We start from the raw sequence: 15,527 nt of genomic DNA, 5'->3' as shown, positions 1-15,527 counted from the left end.
AAATTCAAAAGCACTACAACCATTTAACCATTAAAATATGAACTCTGATTTATTAAACCAAATCGAATACCTAAAAGAGTGTAAAGGAACAAAAGGCAGTACATTCGAAAACTTAGGTCAACGTGTTTACGACAAAATTAAAAGCATCCACCAGAACCCGAATCTATTCATTACCCATTTGTATATTCCAAAAGGATCGGCAGAAAACGCACAAATGCTGGCCACACAATACAAGCAATTGTTTAACAAGGAAATCGATCCGGAATTGGCCTCCTTTTACGAGTGTTTTGACGGATTTGAATTCCGATACATCAACCCAAGTAAAGTTTGGGAAGAATACGATAAAGATGAAATCGTTGATTGGGATCAATTTGATGTCGATCCGGAAGCGTTGAGCTATGCCGATATGATCAAAAATGAAGCATACGAAGACGAAGTCAGAGATGAGTTTCATGCTATGATCGGATTGGATTTTGATGAACCTGCTTTTAACAATCGTATGTCAGATCCAAACATGGTAAAAGAATTTGTATTCTATGGTGAAGCTGCTATTGAGTTTGCCGATTCGGGAATACGAACCATCATTCCACCGGCTGCTCAGTTATTCGCCGAAGGCAATAAAGTAAAACACCAACCGGATAGTATCCATGTATTTTATTTGGACTATTTTGATTTTTGGAGTCAAACCGTCTTGGGTCAAAAAGACAACACCATCGCTGTTTACGCCGGAACCGATTATTCGGCTTCCATTGATAACTGGGACTATAACGAAATCGGATCCTTTCTACAGAAAAGATTGATCAAATAAATAAAAACAATTGATCACAGTGTATACCTTGATCTCACGGATTACAAATCCGCGAGATCAGGATTATAAATCTGCACAATCTAGGTTACACATAATGAATAAGGTCGCTTTTTAGCTCCTATTTTCATACTATCAACAGCTTTGGTCTTAGGTACCATTTTATCCAATGCGAACTAAAAAACAAATGATGACTAAAAAACAATTAGATAAATTCAGTTTTATACTCTCGATATTTGGAATTATCTCATTATTTTTTTTTGCAATCGGATTAAAAAACATTGAAAATTATACCAATTGGCTATTGTTTACTATTACCTGCCTAATCTTCGGAATTGTTTTGGCATTACTAATTTACAATTTGATGTGTTTCTTTGAGCCAAAAATAAGAACCTATAAAAATGCAAAAGGGATTAAAATGCTACATCAATTAGTTTTTGTTTTTATATTGATTTCATTTGGTTTGATACGACTTGTCAATGAATACAAAATCAATGAAACGAATTGCAAAACGTATAAAATAATAGACCTTGGCAAAAGCGGATCCAAAAATCCGGCGCATTATATCTTTATTAATGGAAAAAATGGAGAGGAACGAGTAAGCTTTGGAGAAAGTTATAATGAAAAACATAAAGTCGGAGATTCTATAAATCTTTGTATTCACAAAGGCTTTTTAGGATTAAAATATTTTAAGCCCCAAAAAACGTTACGCAATTTGGACTATTAGAATCAATGCCGATTTATGACATAAAATTTCGAATTACAAAAGTGATATTGCAACGGCGAAATATAAAGCATGAAGATAGCCCAATAGCCGATTACGATTAAATTAAACTATAGAAAACCACTTTTAATAACTATAAAACAAATGAGTGAATCACTTACACACCTTGTAGTCAATTGGATCGATATTGGCAAGAATGTTATTTTGGTTGGTGGAACTGACAACCTACGATGGAAATGGGATACTGAGTTCGGAATGTCGGGTGATGATGCCAAGACTATTGTTATAACTACTTTAACCGATCATGGTAAAGGCTACGCTGTTTCGGAACGAGCGGAATTTTTTTGTTCAATGGAAGAACCTACCCGATTCTTAGCAATGTCCAACCTAACCGGTTTATTTGAAATCGCCTGGATCATCAAAAAGGAAAAGCTTACGTACGATATGGCCCGAGAACGGTTCTTCGGAAAAAGTATTGGAACGCCCCTAATTTAAAAGCAACAAATGGGAATAACAAACGATCTGTATCAGCTTAAACCAAGAATCATTAATTCCGGTACTATTTTACGGGTTCGTAAAAATAAAGAAGCTGCTTTTTTAAAAAAATATACCATTGTCAATCAGGGAAACGATACCAATGTACAAGGTGTTTTTTCCAATACGTTTATCATAAACTCAGAAGACGGGAAAATCGAGCGGTATGCTCTTTATGCAACAGATCGGATAATCGATTTCAATGAACCCGGTATCTATATATCGATACAAAGTGGCAGCAAGTCCGGCTTTGGTAGCGATTTCAATGCCTTTTTTACGACGATGGCGACCTATTTGGAAGATGCTTTATTTTATGTACTCTGGGATGACATAATCAGTCGGTATGAAATTATAAAGGGAACGTTAAATTTCAAAAGTACCCGGAACTTTACGCGTTGGAATTGCCTTTTTGAAGAATACGTAGTCGACAACTATGCCGATTCCAAACAGCTCCTTGCCGATTTTTATGTTGAAAAAGCAAATGAAATGATACTACACCATAATGAAATAATTAAAGAAGGTGAAGACCCCAAAGAACGGCATTACGATGTAGAAGATTATCAGGAATTACTACAACAGCTTTTAAATTACAAAAGTCATATTGCACCGGAGAAATTGACACAACTAACCAATTGGCTGGAGGCGCAAATATACGATAGCATTTGTGTAGAGTTGGTCGTTACGGCTTCGCAATCGATATATGATGAGAACGAGGTCTATATGCAGGGAAAATTTGAAATCCGGATCAACGCTGAAAAACCCTATGCAGAAAGCGACATCATTGATATTTCGGAATTTCTAAAAAGTATGGAACAGAATGGAGAATACTTTATCTTTTCATGTTGCTGTGGCGTTCCTTCGTGTAGCGGATGGGTAAAAGGTATTCAGGTGGAACATTTCGATACAACCATTCGTTGGACCAACCTGAACACCTGGAAAGAATGGTATTTTGAAAAGCACAGAATTGAAGATGACATAAAAACCATCCGGGAAGAAGATAAGGTTTACGAAAAATTTTTCGCTAAAAAAGAAATCGAATATATAGGCGTTGGCGATTATTGGAATACAGACGATGAATTAAAAAATTAAACCTAAAATGAACGATACGTTTACCATTGATGATTTACAAGACTTATGGCAAAAAGTTAGCCTTTTACATAGCGGACAAACCTATGGCGGGCAAAATAAAGGCGAAAAAATCGAATACATCAATCATATCGGTAGTGTTGTATTCGAAATTATAAATGCTTCAAAAAATACTTTAGACTTCGACGTAGCGCTTGCCGTAAAATGTGCTCTTTTACACGATACCATAGAAGATACCGATCTTAGTATCGAAGAATTGGAAAAAGACTATGGGAAACCGGTTCTGGAAGGCGTACTGGCCTTAACCAAAAACACGCAGCTTGAAAGAGAACTTCAAATGCTTGATAGTTTAAACCGGATAAAAGCACAACCCAAAGAAATCTGGGCGGTTAAAATGGCCGATAGAATTTGTAATTTATATGCGCAACCCTATTATTGGGACCAATCGAAAAAGGAAAAATACCGTGAAGAAGCAAAAGTTATTTATACCTATTTAAAAGACGGCAACGCCTATTTGGCAAAAAGACTATTAGACAAAATAGATCTTTACAAAAATAAATACTAAATGGATCCAACTAAAATAAAAATATTACGGAGTAGAACTGCAATTCCATTGGACGTTGCGATACAACTTTTAAAAGAAAATAACGGTGATATTGACGCCAGTGAACAAGCATTTCACCACAACAAAATAAGAGCAATAGTGTTTGAAGCAGAATGTGATTATGAAACCGCCAAGGAGTATTATGAATTATGTAAATATGACACTACTAAAGCGATTGAACGAATTAATAATAGAACCGTACGAATCTCCACAAGAGAAAAACCGACATCCCGAAATGAAATCGGGTTTAGTATATGGCCTGTCGATCATGAAAGACATTATTATAAAACCAAAAAGCGAAACGATGTCTTTATTCCGGCCTACGATTTTGACTTTATCCTGGACGAATTCAACTCCGTTTTTCCTATCCAAAATCCATGGAATAAACAGATTGAAACCGCTTTATATATTTACGGACATAATTATTTTGACAATGCAACTTGCCGAATACTATCAGACCGAATCGCACAGTCAAAAACAGACGACCCAAAAGTACTTGAGTTTAAAATGCAATTTATAGCATGGCTCAATGATAAATTGAATTATGCCACTTATATAGTGGTGTTTGGGAATCTTTAAAAAGAAATCAAAACCTCAAAAGGCACTCTCATGCTACGACAATATCACAGAAATGGACGTATGACAATAATTTCTTAACAAGAAAATGCTTTTTTAATTCATTTTTGTTGTAAATTAGTTCAATGTTTTTTGAATCTGAATAGTAGTAATATCCTAATATTCAGATTCTTTTTTTACCGCTGTCGCAGTGCCGAAAATATTAAGTATTTTTTAACGCTATTCTGAAGTTCGGTTGGTTCGGTTTCAACCAAACTAATTGTATCTTTGCGAACCAAAATCAAGAATCCCCATGAATAAACAGCAGGAAGAAAAAGAAGAATTAATCGAACTATTCGGGATACACTTTGAAACGTATTATCATTTACCGCCTTGTGCGGCCCGAATATTAGGATTATTAATTATGAATGTCCGGGATAAAGGAATGACATTCGAAGAACTGGTCGATCAGGGTTGTGCCAGTAAAAGCACGATATCGACCAACATCAATTTATTGCTCAAGCTGGGAAAAATCAGTTATTATACCAAAACCGGCGACCGCAAAAAATATTTTATGCCTTCCCCTCCCAACGAACGCATTCAGAACCATCTGAAATTTATTGAATCCGAGAAAAACATGCTCAACCGTGTAAAATCCTATGAGCTCACCTATCCGGCAGAAGATAAAGCTCATACGGCTTTTGTTGTGAATGCTTTGAATACCTATATGAATTATCTGAGCAAATTTGAAAGTATACTCACGGAATGTATGAAGGAAGAATCCTTATCAAAAGACGAATTTTAAAGCTATTTACAATTATATATAAATATTTTACCCTATGAAGAATAAAGTAATATTTAGCATGTTGGCCCTGTCGATGGTATTCGCATCGTGTGGAGACAAAAATCCGCAACAGCAGCAACCTACTGGTCCCATGCCCTTTCCCGTTCAGAAAGTAGTTAAAGAAAATACCACAACCTATCAAGAATATTCCGCCAATTTACAAGGTCAGCAAAACGTTGAAATCCGCCCGAAAGTAAGCGGTTTTATCGAGCAGATTTTTGTCGACGAAGGACAAACAGTACGCAAAGGACAGGTATTGTTTAAATTGGAAACCAATACCCTATCGCAGGATGCCGGTGCGGCCAAAGCAGCCGTAGCAGCCGCTCAGGTAGAAGTGGATCGTTTAATTCCGTTGGTAGAACGCAAGATTATCAGTAATGTAACCCTGGAAACGGCAAAAGCCAATCTGGCACGTGCCAAAGCCAGTTACAACAGTATTGCGGCCAATATCAACTTTGGAACCATCACCAGTCCGGTAGACGGTGTTATTGGAAGTATTCCGTATAAAGTAGGAAGTTTGGTAAGCGCTACCACAGCCGATCCATTGACTACAGTATCGGATATCCGTAATATTCGCGCTTATTTTACGATGAATGAAAAACAAATGATCCAGTTTAGCAGAACCTTCCCGGGTGCTACATTATCGGACAAGATCAAAGCGATCCCTTCGGTAGAATTAATCCTTGCCGACAATTCGGTATACGAGCACAAAGGGAAAATCGAAACGGTAAACGGATTAGTAAACGCCCGTACCGGTAGTACCGAGTTCCGTGCACAGTTTCCAAACCCGCAATCGGTTTTAAGAAGCGGTGGTAGCGGCATCATTCGCCTACCGGTTGAAGCCAAAGACGTAATCCTGATTCCTCAGAATGCGGTTTACGACATGCAAGGGAAACAAATGATCTATGCGGTTGGAAAAGACAATAAAGTACATTCGAAAATTATAGAAACCAACGGTACTTCCGGTTTGAATTTTATCGTGACCGGTGGTGTTGAATCCGGAGAAGTAGTTGTGGTGGAAGGTGTTACCAAATTGGCCGACAATCAGGAAATCGTTCCACAGGAAGCTGGTAAAAATGCACAACCGGCAGCAAATGCGCCCGTAAAAAAGTAAACTTATGATTAAAACATTTATAAACAGACCGGTACTTTCTACCGTAATCTCCATCATCATAACCATTCTGGGTATCTTGGGATTAACGTCGTTACCCATCGAACAATACCCGGAAATTGCACCGCCAACCGTACAGGTTAGTGCTACCTATACCGGAGCCAATGCCGAAACGGTTTTAAACAGTGTTGTAACGCCAATCGAAGAAGAAATCAACGGTGTGGAAGGAATGACCTATATGACGTCGACATCGGCCAATAACGGTGCGGCCAATATTAGCGTATTCTTCGAATTGGGAGTAAATCCCGATATCGCTGCTGTAAACGTACAAAACCGTGTGGCACGTGCTACCAGTAAACTACCGCAAGCCGTAGTCAATACCGGTGTAACCACCATTAAAAGTCAGACGAGTGCGTTGATGTTCTTCGCTTTATATTCGAACAATAAAGATTATGACGAGACGTTTATCCAAAACTACGCCCGTATCAACCTGGTACCGAAATTACAACGTGTAAAAGGGGTTGGTCAGGTAAACGTATTTGGTGCCAAAGACTACTCGATGCGTATCTGGATCGATCCGGAGAAAATGGCCAACTATAAAGTAGTGCCGTCCGATATTCAGGATGCGTTACGCGAACAAAACTTAGAAGCTGCACCGGGTAAATTTGGTGAAAACGCAGATGGTGTTTACGAATACGTAATCAAATATAAAGGACGTTTATCTAAAATTTCAGAATACGAAAACATCATTATCAAATCGACCGGAAACGGAAATTTCCTTCGATTAAAAGATGTAGCGACTGTCGAATTAGGAGCCTTTAACTACGGCGCCAAAAACATGGCAATGGGTAAACAAGGTGTGGCTGTTGGTATCTTCCAGACATCCGGATCGAACGCTCAGGACATCATGACAGAAGTAATCCATATTTTGGAAGAAAGTAAAGGTACGTTCCCTAAAGGTATTGATTATGTAATCCCTTACAACTCGAAAACCTTCCTTGATGCGTCGATCGCGAAAGTAGTTTCGACATTGATAGAAGCCTTTATTCTGGTATTTATCGTAGTATTCGTATTCCTTCAGGACATCCGCTCTACCTTGATTCCGGCCATTGCCGTACCGGTTGCGATTGTAGGTACCTTCTTCTTCCTCCAATTATTCGGATTCTCGATCAATATGCTTACGTTGTTTGCGATGATTCTGGCGATTGGTATCGTAGTGGATGACGCCATCGTAGTTGTGGAAGCCGTTCACGCCAAGCTCGACCACGGTATAAAAGACGCCAAACAAGCGACGATTTCGGCTATGGACGAGATCACCGGAGCGATTGTTTCGATCACCCTGGTTATGTCGGCAGTATTCGTACCGGTTTCCTTCCTGAAAGGACCATCCGGAGTATTCTACAAACAGTTTGCGATTACATTGGCCGTTGCGATTGTGATTTCGGCGATCAACGCCTTAACCTTGAGTCCGGCGCTTTGTGCCCTGTTCTTAAAACCGCATGACGATTCGGAACATGCTAAAAAAGGATTAAAAGATCGTTTCTTTACCGCGTTCAACACGGCATTCGATTCGATGAACAACAAATACAGTAAGTCGTTAAACTTCCTGGTTAAAAGAAAATGGATCACCGGAATCTCTTTATTAGCAGTAACGGGTATTACATTACTATTATTCAACACCACTCCATCCGGGTTTATTCCGAATGAAGACCGTGGTATCATTATGGGTGATTTAACCTTACCTCCGGGAACCACTTTAGAAAAAACACAATTAGCCGTTAACGAGCTGGATTCTATTTTAGCCTCTATGGACATTATCGAATCCCGTATGAGTGTGGTTGGTTTCAGTTTATTAAACAACGTAAATGGTGGTTCATATGCCTTTACCGTTATCAAATTAAAAGACTGGGCGCACCGTAAAGAAGCGACCCAATCGATTGAAGCGGTAGTTGGTGAACTATTCGGACGTACAGCACAATTTAAAGATGCCCGAGCGTTATTCTTTACACCTCCGAGTGTACAGGGATTTGGTACGGCAGACGGATTTGAGTTTAAGCTACAATCCAAAGCAGATGACGACTGGGCAACCATTAGTAAAGTGACCGGTGAGTTTTTACAAGCCCTAAACCAACGTCCGGAAATCCAGTATGCGATGACCAACTTTAACCCGAACTTCCCACAATACCAGTTGGACATTAACATTGAAAAAACGAAAGATGCCGGTATCAGTGTATCCGATATTTTCAATACGCTACAAGGGTATTACGGAGGATTATATACCACCGACTTTAACAGCTTTGGTAAACAATATCGTGTGATGATTCAGGCGAAACCGGAAGATCGTGCTACGGAACAAAGTTTGGATAAGATTTATATCAAAAACCGAAATGACGAATTAGTAGCGATAAGCCAGTTCGTAAGCCTTAAGAAAACCTATGGACCGGAATCGGTTACGCGTTTTAACTTATTAAAATCGGTTAACGTGAACGGTAAAGCCAAACCGGGATACAGTTCCGGGGACGCGATTAAAGCGATTGAAGAAGTAGCCGCGCAACATTTACCAAACAACTATACGTATGAGTTTTCCGGTATGACCCGTGAGGAGATTGCTTCCGGAGGTCAGGCAATTGGTGTATTCCTGTTGAGTTTGATTTTCGTATACTTCCTGTTAAGTGCACAGTACGAAAGTTATTTACTACCGTTATCGGTAATCCTATCGTTACCGGTAGGTATTGCAGGAGCCATCGGATTTGTAAAACTGGCCGGTCTGGAAAACAACATTTACTTCCAGATTGCACTGATCATGCTTATCGGATTACTCGCGAAAAATGCCATTCTGATCGTAGAGTTTGCCATCCAGCGTAGACGTCATGGCATGAGCCTGTTCGAATCGGCTGTTGAAGGAGCTAAAGCCCGTTTACGACCGATCCTGATGACTTCTTTCGCCTTTATCTTTGGTCTGTTGCCACTGGCTTTAGCCAACGGAATTGGAGCCGTAGGTAACCGTTCCATTGGTATGGGGGCTGTTGGAGGAATGTTAGTCGGTACTATTTTAGGGGTATTCTTTATTCCGGTATTGTTTGTGATCTTCCAGGGACTACAGGAACGTATTACCGGAAAAACAGCAGCTCAAAAAGCGGCCGAGCAGGATTCTGAAAATGTTGCATTATAAAACTATGAAAATGAAATATCAAAAATCATATAAAATAATGGTTGTCATAGCAGCTGCATCGGTGATGCAGTCCTGCTTTGTCGCCAAGAATTATGAACGTCCACAGGTAAAAACCGAAGCATTGTATCGTACCGATGCTACGGCTACCGAAGGGGCGTCGCTGGCGGGTGTTTCGTGGAAAACACTTTTTACCGATCCGATTCTTCAGGGCTATATCGAAAAAGGACTACAGAACAATTACGATATCCGTATCGCCATGCAGTCGATTGTAGCAGCCGAAGCGAATCTGAAACAGGGAAAAATGGGTTACCTGCCTACGCTTAGCATGGGTGCCAGCCTTACCCACCAGGAGTTGGCCAAAAACAGCCAGTTTGGTTCCTTTTTTAATGGTGCTTTAGACCAATACCAATTGGCCGGAAACTTATCGTGGGAAGCCGATGTTTGGGGGAAAATCAGAAGTAACAAACGTGCGGCCAATGCTTCCTATTTACAGACGGTAGCGGCCAATCAGGCGGTAAAAACACAATTATTGGCGAGTATCGCTTCTACCTATTACCAATTGTTATCGTTGGATGCACAGTTAAAAGTAGCCGAAGAAACCTTACTCAACCGCGATAACAGTGTGGTAACGATCAAAGCGTTAAAAGACGCCGGAAATGTTAACGAAGTAGCGGTGAAACAAACGGAAGCACAGAAATATGCTACCGAGTTGATCATTGCCGATTTAAAAAATAACATTGTGATCATGGAAAACACCCTGTCTATTTTATTGGGACAGTCGCCGGGTAAAATCGAAAGAGGAACCCTTGCTGGCCAAGCGATGAATGTAGATGTAAACCTGGGTGTTCCTGCCGATTTATTAGCTAAAAGACCGGATGTAATGGCCGCGGAATACAACCTGATCTCTAATTTTGAGATGACCAATGTAGCGCGTAGTAATTTCTATCCATCCTTTACGGTAACGGCTTCCGGAGGTTTCCAAAGTTTACAGTTAAAAGAATGGTTTAGCACCAATTCCCTGTTTGCGAATATCGTTGCCGGTTTAACACAACCGATCTTTAATCAGCGACAAATTAGAACCAAATATGAGGTTGCTAAAGCGAATCAGGAAAAAGCCTATTTACAATTTGAACAATCCCTGTTAACAGCCGGGAAAGAAGTTTCGGATGCATTATCTCAGTATAAAAACGAAACCGGAAAACTGGTAATCCGTGAAAAACAAGTGGATGCACTTAAAAAAGCAGCCAACTATTCGGACGAGTTGTTAAACCACGGTTTTGTAAATTATTTGGAAGTATTAACGGCAAAGAACTCTGCTTTAAGCAGCGAATTGGATCTTATCGATAATAAATACCGACAGTTTAATGCCATCATCATGCTATATAAAGCGCTAGGTGGTGGAACGCAATAATTCATTCCTACACCTGACAGGTTTCGAAAACCTCTCAGGTATAACGTAACTAAAAAAGGGATCATTTTAGAGTGCTCCCAAAAAGTTAGACAAATTTATAATTAAATTTGACAATAATGAGCTCGGTATTTCACCGGGCTCATTCCATTTAAATTAAGTTTAATTCTATTGTTATTGTAATAGCTTATGTACTTTTTAAGCTCTTGTTTTAAATGTTCTGTTGATTTAAACTTTTGAAGATAAAACAACTCTGATTTAATAATACCAAAAAAGTTTTCTATAACAGCATTGTCTAAGCAATTCCCTTTTCTTGACATACTTTGAGTAACTCCCTTGTCCTTCAATAATCTTTGATATTGTTTCATTTGGTATTGCCATCCTTGATCAGAGTGCAATATAAGCCCAGTATTATCTGCTATTTTCCTAAATGACTTTTTAAGCATATTAGTGACCTGTTCAAAATTTGGCCTTTCTGATAATTCATAGCTTATTATTTCTCCATTAAATAGATCAATGACAGGAGACAAGTATAGCTTCTTTCCCTTTACATTGAATTCGGTTATATCAGTTGCCCATTTTTGATTGGGTTGTTCTGCTTTAAAATTCCGTTGTAATATATTAGGTGCTATCTTGCCATGTTCTCCTTTATACGATTTATATTTCTTAACTCTTATTAAACTCTTAAGCCCTAAAACTTTCATTAGTTTCAATACAGTCTTGTGATTAATTACAAAACCTTTATTCCTTATCTCAAGAGTGATACGGCGATAGCCCAGACGACCTTTATGAGAATGATAGATCGATTTAATCAACTCTTTAAGCTCTGTATATTTGTCAATAACAGCGTTTCTCTTTTGATGATAATAATAACTAATCCGTGCCATATTTGCATGATCCAATAAAAGAGATAGATCATGGTTATGCCTTAATTCCTCTATGGTTTGTGCCTTTTGTTTTGCTCGGCTTCTTCTGCTTGAATTAAGGCTTGTAACTTTTTTAAATAGGCTACTTGAGCACGTAAAGATTCATTTTCCAGTAAAAGCTCTTCTTCTCTGGTCAAAGGTTTATCGGATTTCTTTTTAGCTCTTTTGTAAGTCATCGATATGGGTTTTCCTTTTGGTTTTTGTACTAAACCTGGTGCGCCATGGTTTTTAAATTGACGCTGCCAGGCCAAGATTATCCCATCATTGGGAATGTTGAAAAATAAACAGGCCTGACTCAAAGATAAACACTTCTGATCAATGGTACGTATAACTTTTAGCTTAAAATCGGAACTGTAATTCTGATTCTTACGGGATAACAGACCTTCTTTTCCATACTTAAGATAGAAGTTTATCCATCTTCCAAGATTAGTTTTACTAATTTCTTGCTCCTGAGCAACTGAGCCCTTTGAGCGGTTTTTATTTAATACTTCTTCTACACAATGAAGTTTAAATTCATAATTGTACTTGACTTTTCTTTCCATAAAAAATGCCCCCAAATAGTGTCTAACTTTTTGGGGGCAGTTCATTTTAAAAATGATCCCTTTTTTGTTTTAGCAACTTATCAAAAGCTAAAAGGTTTTACTTTCTAATTTTATAAAGCGTTGTGAATATTACACCTGACAGGTTTTAAAAACCTGTCAGGTGTAATAATTTATCTTTTCTTCTTCGCCGGAGCGGCACTAGCCGGAACGTTGTTCACATATTTTTTATCCGTAGGATTGTACGTCATCCGACTTTCCTGCGATTTATTTTTTAGGATCACATCCCCTTCTCCGGTTAGCGTAAACTCAAAACCTTCTCTTCTCATGCGTTCCTGAGTTTCCGAAGCATTTTGTCCTTTATCTAAAAAAACGATTTCCTTAATTTTTGTCGTGGTTTGCACATTACTCAATATTTGCGTTTTCGTCGCCGGTTCCCAGATTTCCGAATAGGTACTCAACGCCTCTTCGTTTTTGGTTTTGGTTTCGGTTATATTCTTTTCGGTCCAGGTAATACAACATAGCGGCGTGTCTTTTGCTTTAAAGGTTGTGATCTTACATTCGGACGGCAACGCTTTGTCGATTGCTTTTACCAATAGTGTGTCTTTTTTGGTTCCTTTTTCATTTCGGAAAACATAAAAAGTCTGCTGGTTTTTATTTTTGATCAGCTCAGCTGTAAGATCATCTGCCTTTGCCAAAACGGTTGTCTGACTTTTTGCCGCCGGTGCCTTACCTCCTGCTTTTTTCTTCTGACTGTACATGCCTACCGTAAACAGTAACGATACAGCCAGGATAACATATTGTTTCATAATGGGGTGATTTGGTTGATTACAGGCAATGTACAAAAAAAACAGTTACGAATGATTCCGAATATTTTTACAACATTTTTTTTGATTTCATATCGTTTTATAAAGAACACAACAGTTACAACTCTCGTTAACACCGCTGCAACTGACAGGTTTAAAAACCCGTCAGAAGCTTGCAGTGCTTAGGGTAACCCCACTTTATGAAAACTACTATTTTTTTAACTGTTTGAGTACTATTGTATTTTTAATTCGATATCGCAAATCATACAACATACATTCGTAAACCTAATCATTTCTTCGTCTACACCTGACAGGTTTTAAAAGCCTGTCAGGTGTTTGGTGTTTCCAATTTTCTTGTTCGCTGGTTATTAGCGATTATCCCCTATTTTTAGGAGCACTATTTTCCTGAATTAACTGATCCAATCGGGCGATCATTTCGTCTTTCTCTTTTAACATCCGCTCGTACAAAGCAATCTTTTCCTGATGCAATTGCCTGATCTCATCTATCGGATTTACTGTAAACGGACTTGAATTTAAGTTTCCTCCATTACCGTTACCTCCTACACATCCATCGTTTTTTTCAATATTAAATGTATTGGTAATAATATGTATTGCCATATCGTCGTCAAGATTTTCAATAGCCTCCACAGGTATTTTAAATATCGTAGCTACCTGAGCCAGTATATCGGTTTCGATCGTTTCCCGTTGTTCCATCAACGATACTTTTTTCTGATTCCAGTCTTCGCCAAGATCACAAGCCAAAGCTTCCTGTTTGATTCCTAACATTTCCCGAAAACGTTTGATATTCCTTCCCTGATGTATTTTTTTATCGGATGTATCGAAATGTGACATAACAATATTGATTTTAGTAAATTGGCATACAGCAATTTAACTAAAAAATACCTCTTTATTCCCATTCAAAACGGACAATAAAGCCGCTAATTGGTCAATATTGTTCATCTATATCTTACATCTGACAGGTTTTAAAAACCTGTCAGATGTTAAAATGTTATCGCGCTGAAAAACCTATCAAATCCCGAAAGCTAATGTAGTTAAAAACAGAATGCTGCGATAGGACAAAAACGGACAATATGATCAACTAAATAACTAACCCTGAAACACTTACAAAAAAGCCCCTAGAGCAACGAAATTATGCTGTTTTGGCTTGTTTTTTTGCAATTACAACGTTATCAAAAGCATATAACATATTAAAAATCAGAATATTTATCATTTAAAAAGGACAACAATAAGACAATGCCAGACATTGTTGAAAAAAGTCGGTTTTTTATAGAATTTTAACATCAAACAGATCGTAAAATGTCCACTCTCAGCCGCTATACCAGCCGGTTTTTTAAAACCTGTCAGGTATTAGGAGAAAAAAAAGGACCGTTTCATAACGGTCCTCTATTCTATTTTTGATTTAAAAATCTTATTTGCTGCTTAAAAACGCTAACACATTTTTTTCGATACGTGCATCAATATTCGAAATATCGGCTTTTACAAACGATTCGCCTAAAATGTTTTCGTATAACTCAATATAACGATCGGAAACGGTTGCAATATATTCGTCGGTCATTTCCGGAATCTGTTGTCCGTCTTTCCCCTGGAAACCGTTGGCAATTAACCATTGGCGTACAAATTCTTTCGACAATTGTTTTTGCGCTTCGTTCTTATCCTGACGCTCCTGATAACCATCGGCATAAAAATAACGGGACGAATCCGGTGTGTGGATCTCGTCGATTAAAACGATTTTTCCGTCTTTTGTTTTTCCGAATTCATATTTGGTATCCACCAAAATCAAGCCTTTACTGGCTGCGATTTCAGTGCCTCTTTGGAATAACGCCCGGGTATATTTTTCTAAAACAAGATAATCTTCTTCCGAAACAATTCCTTTCGCCAGGATATCTTCACGTGAAATGTCTTCGTCATGTTCCCCATTGTCTGCTTTAGTCGATGGTGTGATAATCGGTTCCGGGAATTTGTCGTTTTCTTTTAAACCTTCCGCTAGTGCTACACCGCAAAGCATACGCTTTCCTAAAGCATATTCGCGTGCCGCATGTCCGGATAGATAACCTCTGATGACCATTTCTACTTTAAACGGATCACATAAGTGTCCTACGGCAACATTCGGATCGGGCGTCGCGATTAACCAATTGGGTACGATATCGGCCGTTAACTGCATGAATTTGGTTGCAATTTGGTTAAGAATCTGACCTTTATAAGGGATTCCTTTTGGCATTACGACATCAAAAGCCGATAGCCGGTCGGTAGCAACCATTACCAAAAGTTCGTCATTGATATTATACACTTCCCGTACTTTACCGCGGTATACGGATTTCTGACCCGGGAAGTTAAAATTAGTTGTTGTGATTGTGTTCATAGAACGCTTGTAGTTAGTTGTTATAAAGGTGCA

The 15,527-nt window shown here is 38.6% G+C and carries 15 protein-coding genes; 10 read left to right on the top strand and 5 right to left on the bottom strand.

Annotated features, from left to right (window positions below):
* Positions 1–37: 37 nt before the first annotated feature.
* From ABFU83_RS05855 to ABFU83_RS05810, 10 genes are all read left to right on the top strand, one after another.
* Complete coding sequence (locus tag ABFU83_RS05855; RefSeq protein WP_347069566.1) at positions 38–808, top strand: hypothetical protein; 771 nt, start codon at positions 38–40, stop codon at positions 806–808.
* A 187-nt stretch (positions 809–995) separates the two neighbouring features.
* Complete coding sequence (locus ABFU83_RS05850; protein ID WP_347069565.1) at positions 996–1,532, top strand: hypothetical protein; 537 nt, start codon at positions 996–998, stop codon at positions 1,530–1,532.
* A gap of 141 nt (positions 1,533–1,673) precedes the next feature.
* Positions 1,674–2,024, top strand: coding sequence for a hypothetical protein (locus ABFU83_RS05845; RefSeq protein WP_347069564.1), 351 nt, complete (start codon positions 1,674–1,676; stop codon positions 2,022–2,024).
* Between the two features lie 9 nt (positions 2,025–2,033).
* A complete protein-coding gene (locus tag ABFU83_RS05840; RefSeq protein ID WP_347069563.1) occupies positions 2,034–3,152 on the top strand; it encodes a hypothetical protein in 1,119 nt (372 codons plus the stop codon).
* Between the two features lie 7 nt (positions 3,153–3,159).
* Positions 3,160–3,714 carry an HD domain-containing protein gene (locus ABFU83_RS05835; RefSeq protein WP_347069561.1) on the top strand — a complete coding sequence of 185 codons (555 nt, stop codon included), beginning with the start codon at positions 3,160–3,162 and terminating at the stop codon, positions 3,712–3,714.
* Entirely contained in the window at positions 3,715–4,332 is a 618-nt protein-coding gene (locus ABFU83_RS05830; RefSeq protein WP_347069560.1) for a hypothetical protein, read from the top strand. It begins immediately after the preceding gene.
* A 289-nt stretch (positions 4,333–4,621) separates the two neighbouring features.
* On the top strand, positions 4,622–5,113 hold the full coding sequence (locus ABFU83_RS05825) for a hypothetical protein (protein ID WP_347069559.1): 492 nt from the start codon (positions 4,622–4,624) through the stop codon (positions 5,111–5,113).
* Positions 5,114–5,147: 34 nt separating this feature from the next.
* Complete coding sequence (locus ABFU83_RS05820) at positions 5,148–6,266, top strand: efflux RND transporter periplasmic adaptor subunit (protein WP_347069558.1); 1,119 nt, start codon at positions 5,148–5,150, stop codon at positions 6,264–6,266.
* 4 nt (positions 6,267–6,270) lie between these two features.
* On the top strand, positions 6,271–9,435 hold the full coding sequence (locus tag ABFU83_RS05815; protein ID WP_347069557.1) for an efflux RND transporter permease subunit: 3,165 nt from the start codon (positions 6,271–6,273) through the stop codon (positions 9,433–9,435).
* 10 nt (positions 9,436–9,445) lie between these two features.
* Positions 9,446–10,846 (top strand): efflux transporter outer membrane subunit, encoded by a 1,401-nt coding sequence (locus tag ABFU83_RS05810; RefSeq protein WP_347069556.1) that lies wholly within the window; start codon positions 9,446–9,448, stop codon positions 10,844–10,846.
* 101 nt (positions 10,847–10,947) lie between these two features.
* On the opposite strand, the gene ABFU83_RS05805 is transcribed toward ABFU83_RS05810, so the two are convergent.
* The 5 genes from ABFU83_RS05805 to ABFU83_RS05785 all read right to left on the bottom strand — a co-directional run bounded on the left by ABFU83_RS05805 (position 10,948) and on the right by ABFU83_RS05785 (position 15,494).
* Positions 10,948–11,871, bottom strand: a complete 924-nt coding sequence (locus ABFU83_RS05805) for an IS3 family transposase (RefSeq protein WP_347070199.1) — start codon at positions 11,869–11,871, stop codon at positions 10,948–10,950.
* Entirely contained in the window at positions 11,781–12,356 is a 576-nt protein-coding gene (locus ABFU83_RS05800; protein WP_347065527.1) for a transposase, read from the bottom strand. Before ABFU83_RS05800 ends, ABFU83_RS05805 begins: the two co-directional genes overlap by 91 nt.
* A 125-nt stretch (positions 12,357–12,481) precedes the next feature.
* On the bottom strand, positions 12,482–13,117 hold the full coding sequence (locus tag ABFU83_RS05795) for a hypothetical protein (RefSeq protein WP_347069555.1): 636 nt from the start codon (positions 13,115–13,117) through the stop codon (positions 12,482–12,484).
* A 372-nt stretch (positions 13,118–13,489) separates the two neighbouring features.
* On the bottom strand, positions 13,490–13,966 hold the full coding sequence (locus ABFU83_RS05790; RefSeq protein ID WP_347069553.1) for an XRE family transcriptional regulator: 477 nt from the start codon (positions 13,964–13,966) through the stop codon (positions 13,490–13,492).
* A gap of 577 nt (positions 13,967–14,543) precedes the next feature.
* On the bottom strand, positions 14,544–15,494 hold the full coding sequence (locus ABFU83_RS05785; protein WP_347069552.1) for a phosphoribosylaminoimidazolesuccinocarboxamide synthase: 951 nt from the start codon (positions 15,492–15,494) through the stop codon (positions 14,544–14,546).
* Positions 15,495–15,527 lie beyond the last annotated feature (33 nt).

Source organism: Flavobacterium sp. WV_118_3, from assembly GCF_039778605.1.
In the GTDB taxonomy this organism is placed as follows: Bacteria; Bacteroidota; Bacteroidia; order Flavobacteriales; family Flavobacteriaceae; genus Flavobacterium.
The sequence above is the reverse complement of the archived record's forward strand: the minus strand, read 5'-3'. Positions and strand labels throughout refer to the sequence as shown.

Coding starts and splice junctions, on each gene's coding strand:
- ABFU83_RS05855 (WP_347069566.1), top strand. CDS start 38: ATGAACTCTGATTTATTAAACCAAATCGAATACCTAAAAGAGTGTAAA.
- ABFU83_RS05850 (WP_347069565.1), top strand. CDS start 996: ATGACTAAAAAACAATTAGATAAATTCAGTTTTATACTCTCGATATTT.
- ABFU83_RS05845 (WP_347069564.1), top strand. CDS start 1,674: ATGAGTGAATCACTTACACACCTTGTAGTCAATTGGATCGATATTGGC.
- ABFU83_RS05840 (WP_347069563.1), top strand. CDS start 2,034: ATGGGAATAACAAACGATCTGTATCAGCTTAAACCAAGAATCATTAAT.
- ABFU83_RS05835 (WP_347069561.1), top strand. CDS start 3,160: ATGAACGATACGTTTACCATTGATGATTTACAAGACTTATGGCAAAAA.
- ABFU83_RS05830 (WP_347069560.1), top strand. CDS start 3,715: ATGGATCCAACTAAAATAAAAATATTACGGAGTAGAACTGCAATTCCA.
- ABFU83_RS05825 (WP_347069559.1), top strand. CDS start 4,622: ATGAATAAACAGCAGGAAGAAAAAGAAGAATTAATCGAACTATTCGGG.
- ABFU83_RS05820 (WP_347069558.1), top strand. CDS start 5,148: ATGAAGAATAAAGTAATATTTAGCATGTTGGCCCTGTCGATGGTATTC.
- ABFU83_RS05815 (WP_347069557.1), top strand. CDS start 6,271: ATGATTAAAACATTTATAAACAGACCGGTACTTTCTACCGTAATCTCC.
- ABFU83_RS05810 (WP_347069556.1), top strand. CDS start 9,446: ATGAAATATCAAAAATCATATAAAATAATGGTTGTCATAGCAGCTGCA.
- ABFU83_RS05800 (WP_347065527.1), bottom strand. CDS start 12,356: ATGAACTGCCCCCAAAAAGTTAGACACTATTTGGGGGCATTTTTTATG.
- ABFU83_RS05795 (WP_347069555.1), bottom strand. CDS start 13,117: ATGAAACAATATGTTATCCTGGCTGTATCGTTACTGTTTACGGTAGGC.
- ABFU83_RS05790 (WP_347069553.1), bottom strand. CDS start 13,966: ATGTCACATTTCGATACATCCGATAAAAAAATACATCAGGGAAGGAAT.
- ABFU83_RS05785 (WP_347069552.1), bottom strand. CDS start 15,494: ATGAACACAATCACAACAACTAATTTTAACTTCCCGGGTCAGAAATCC.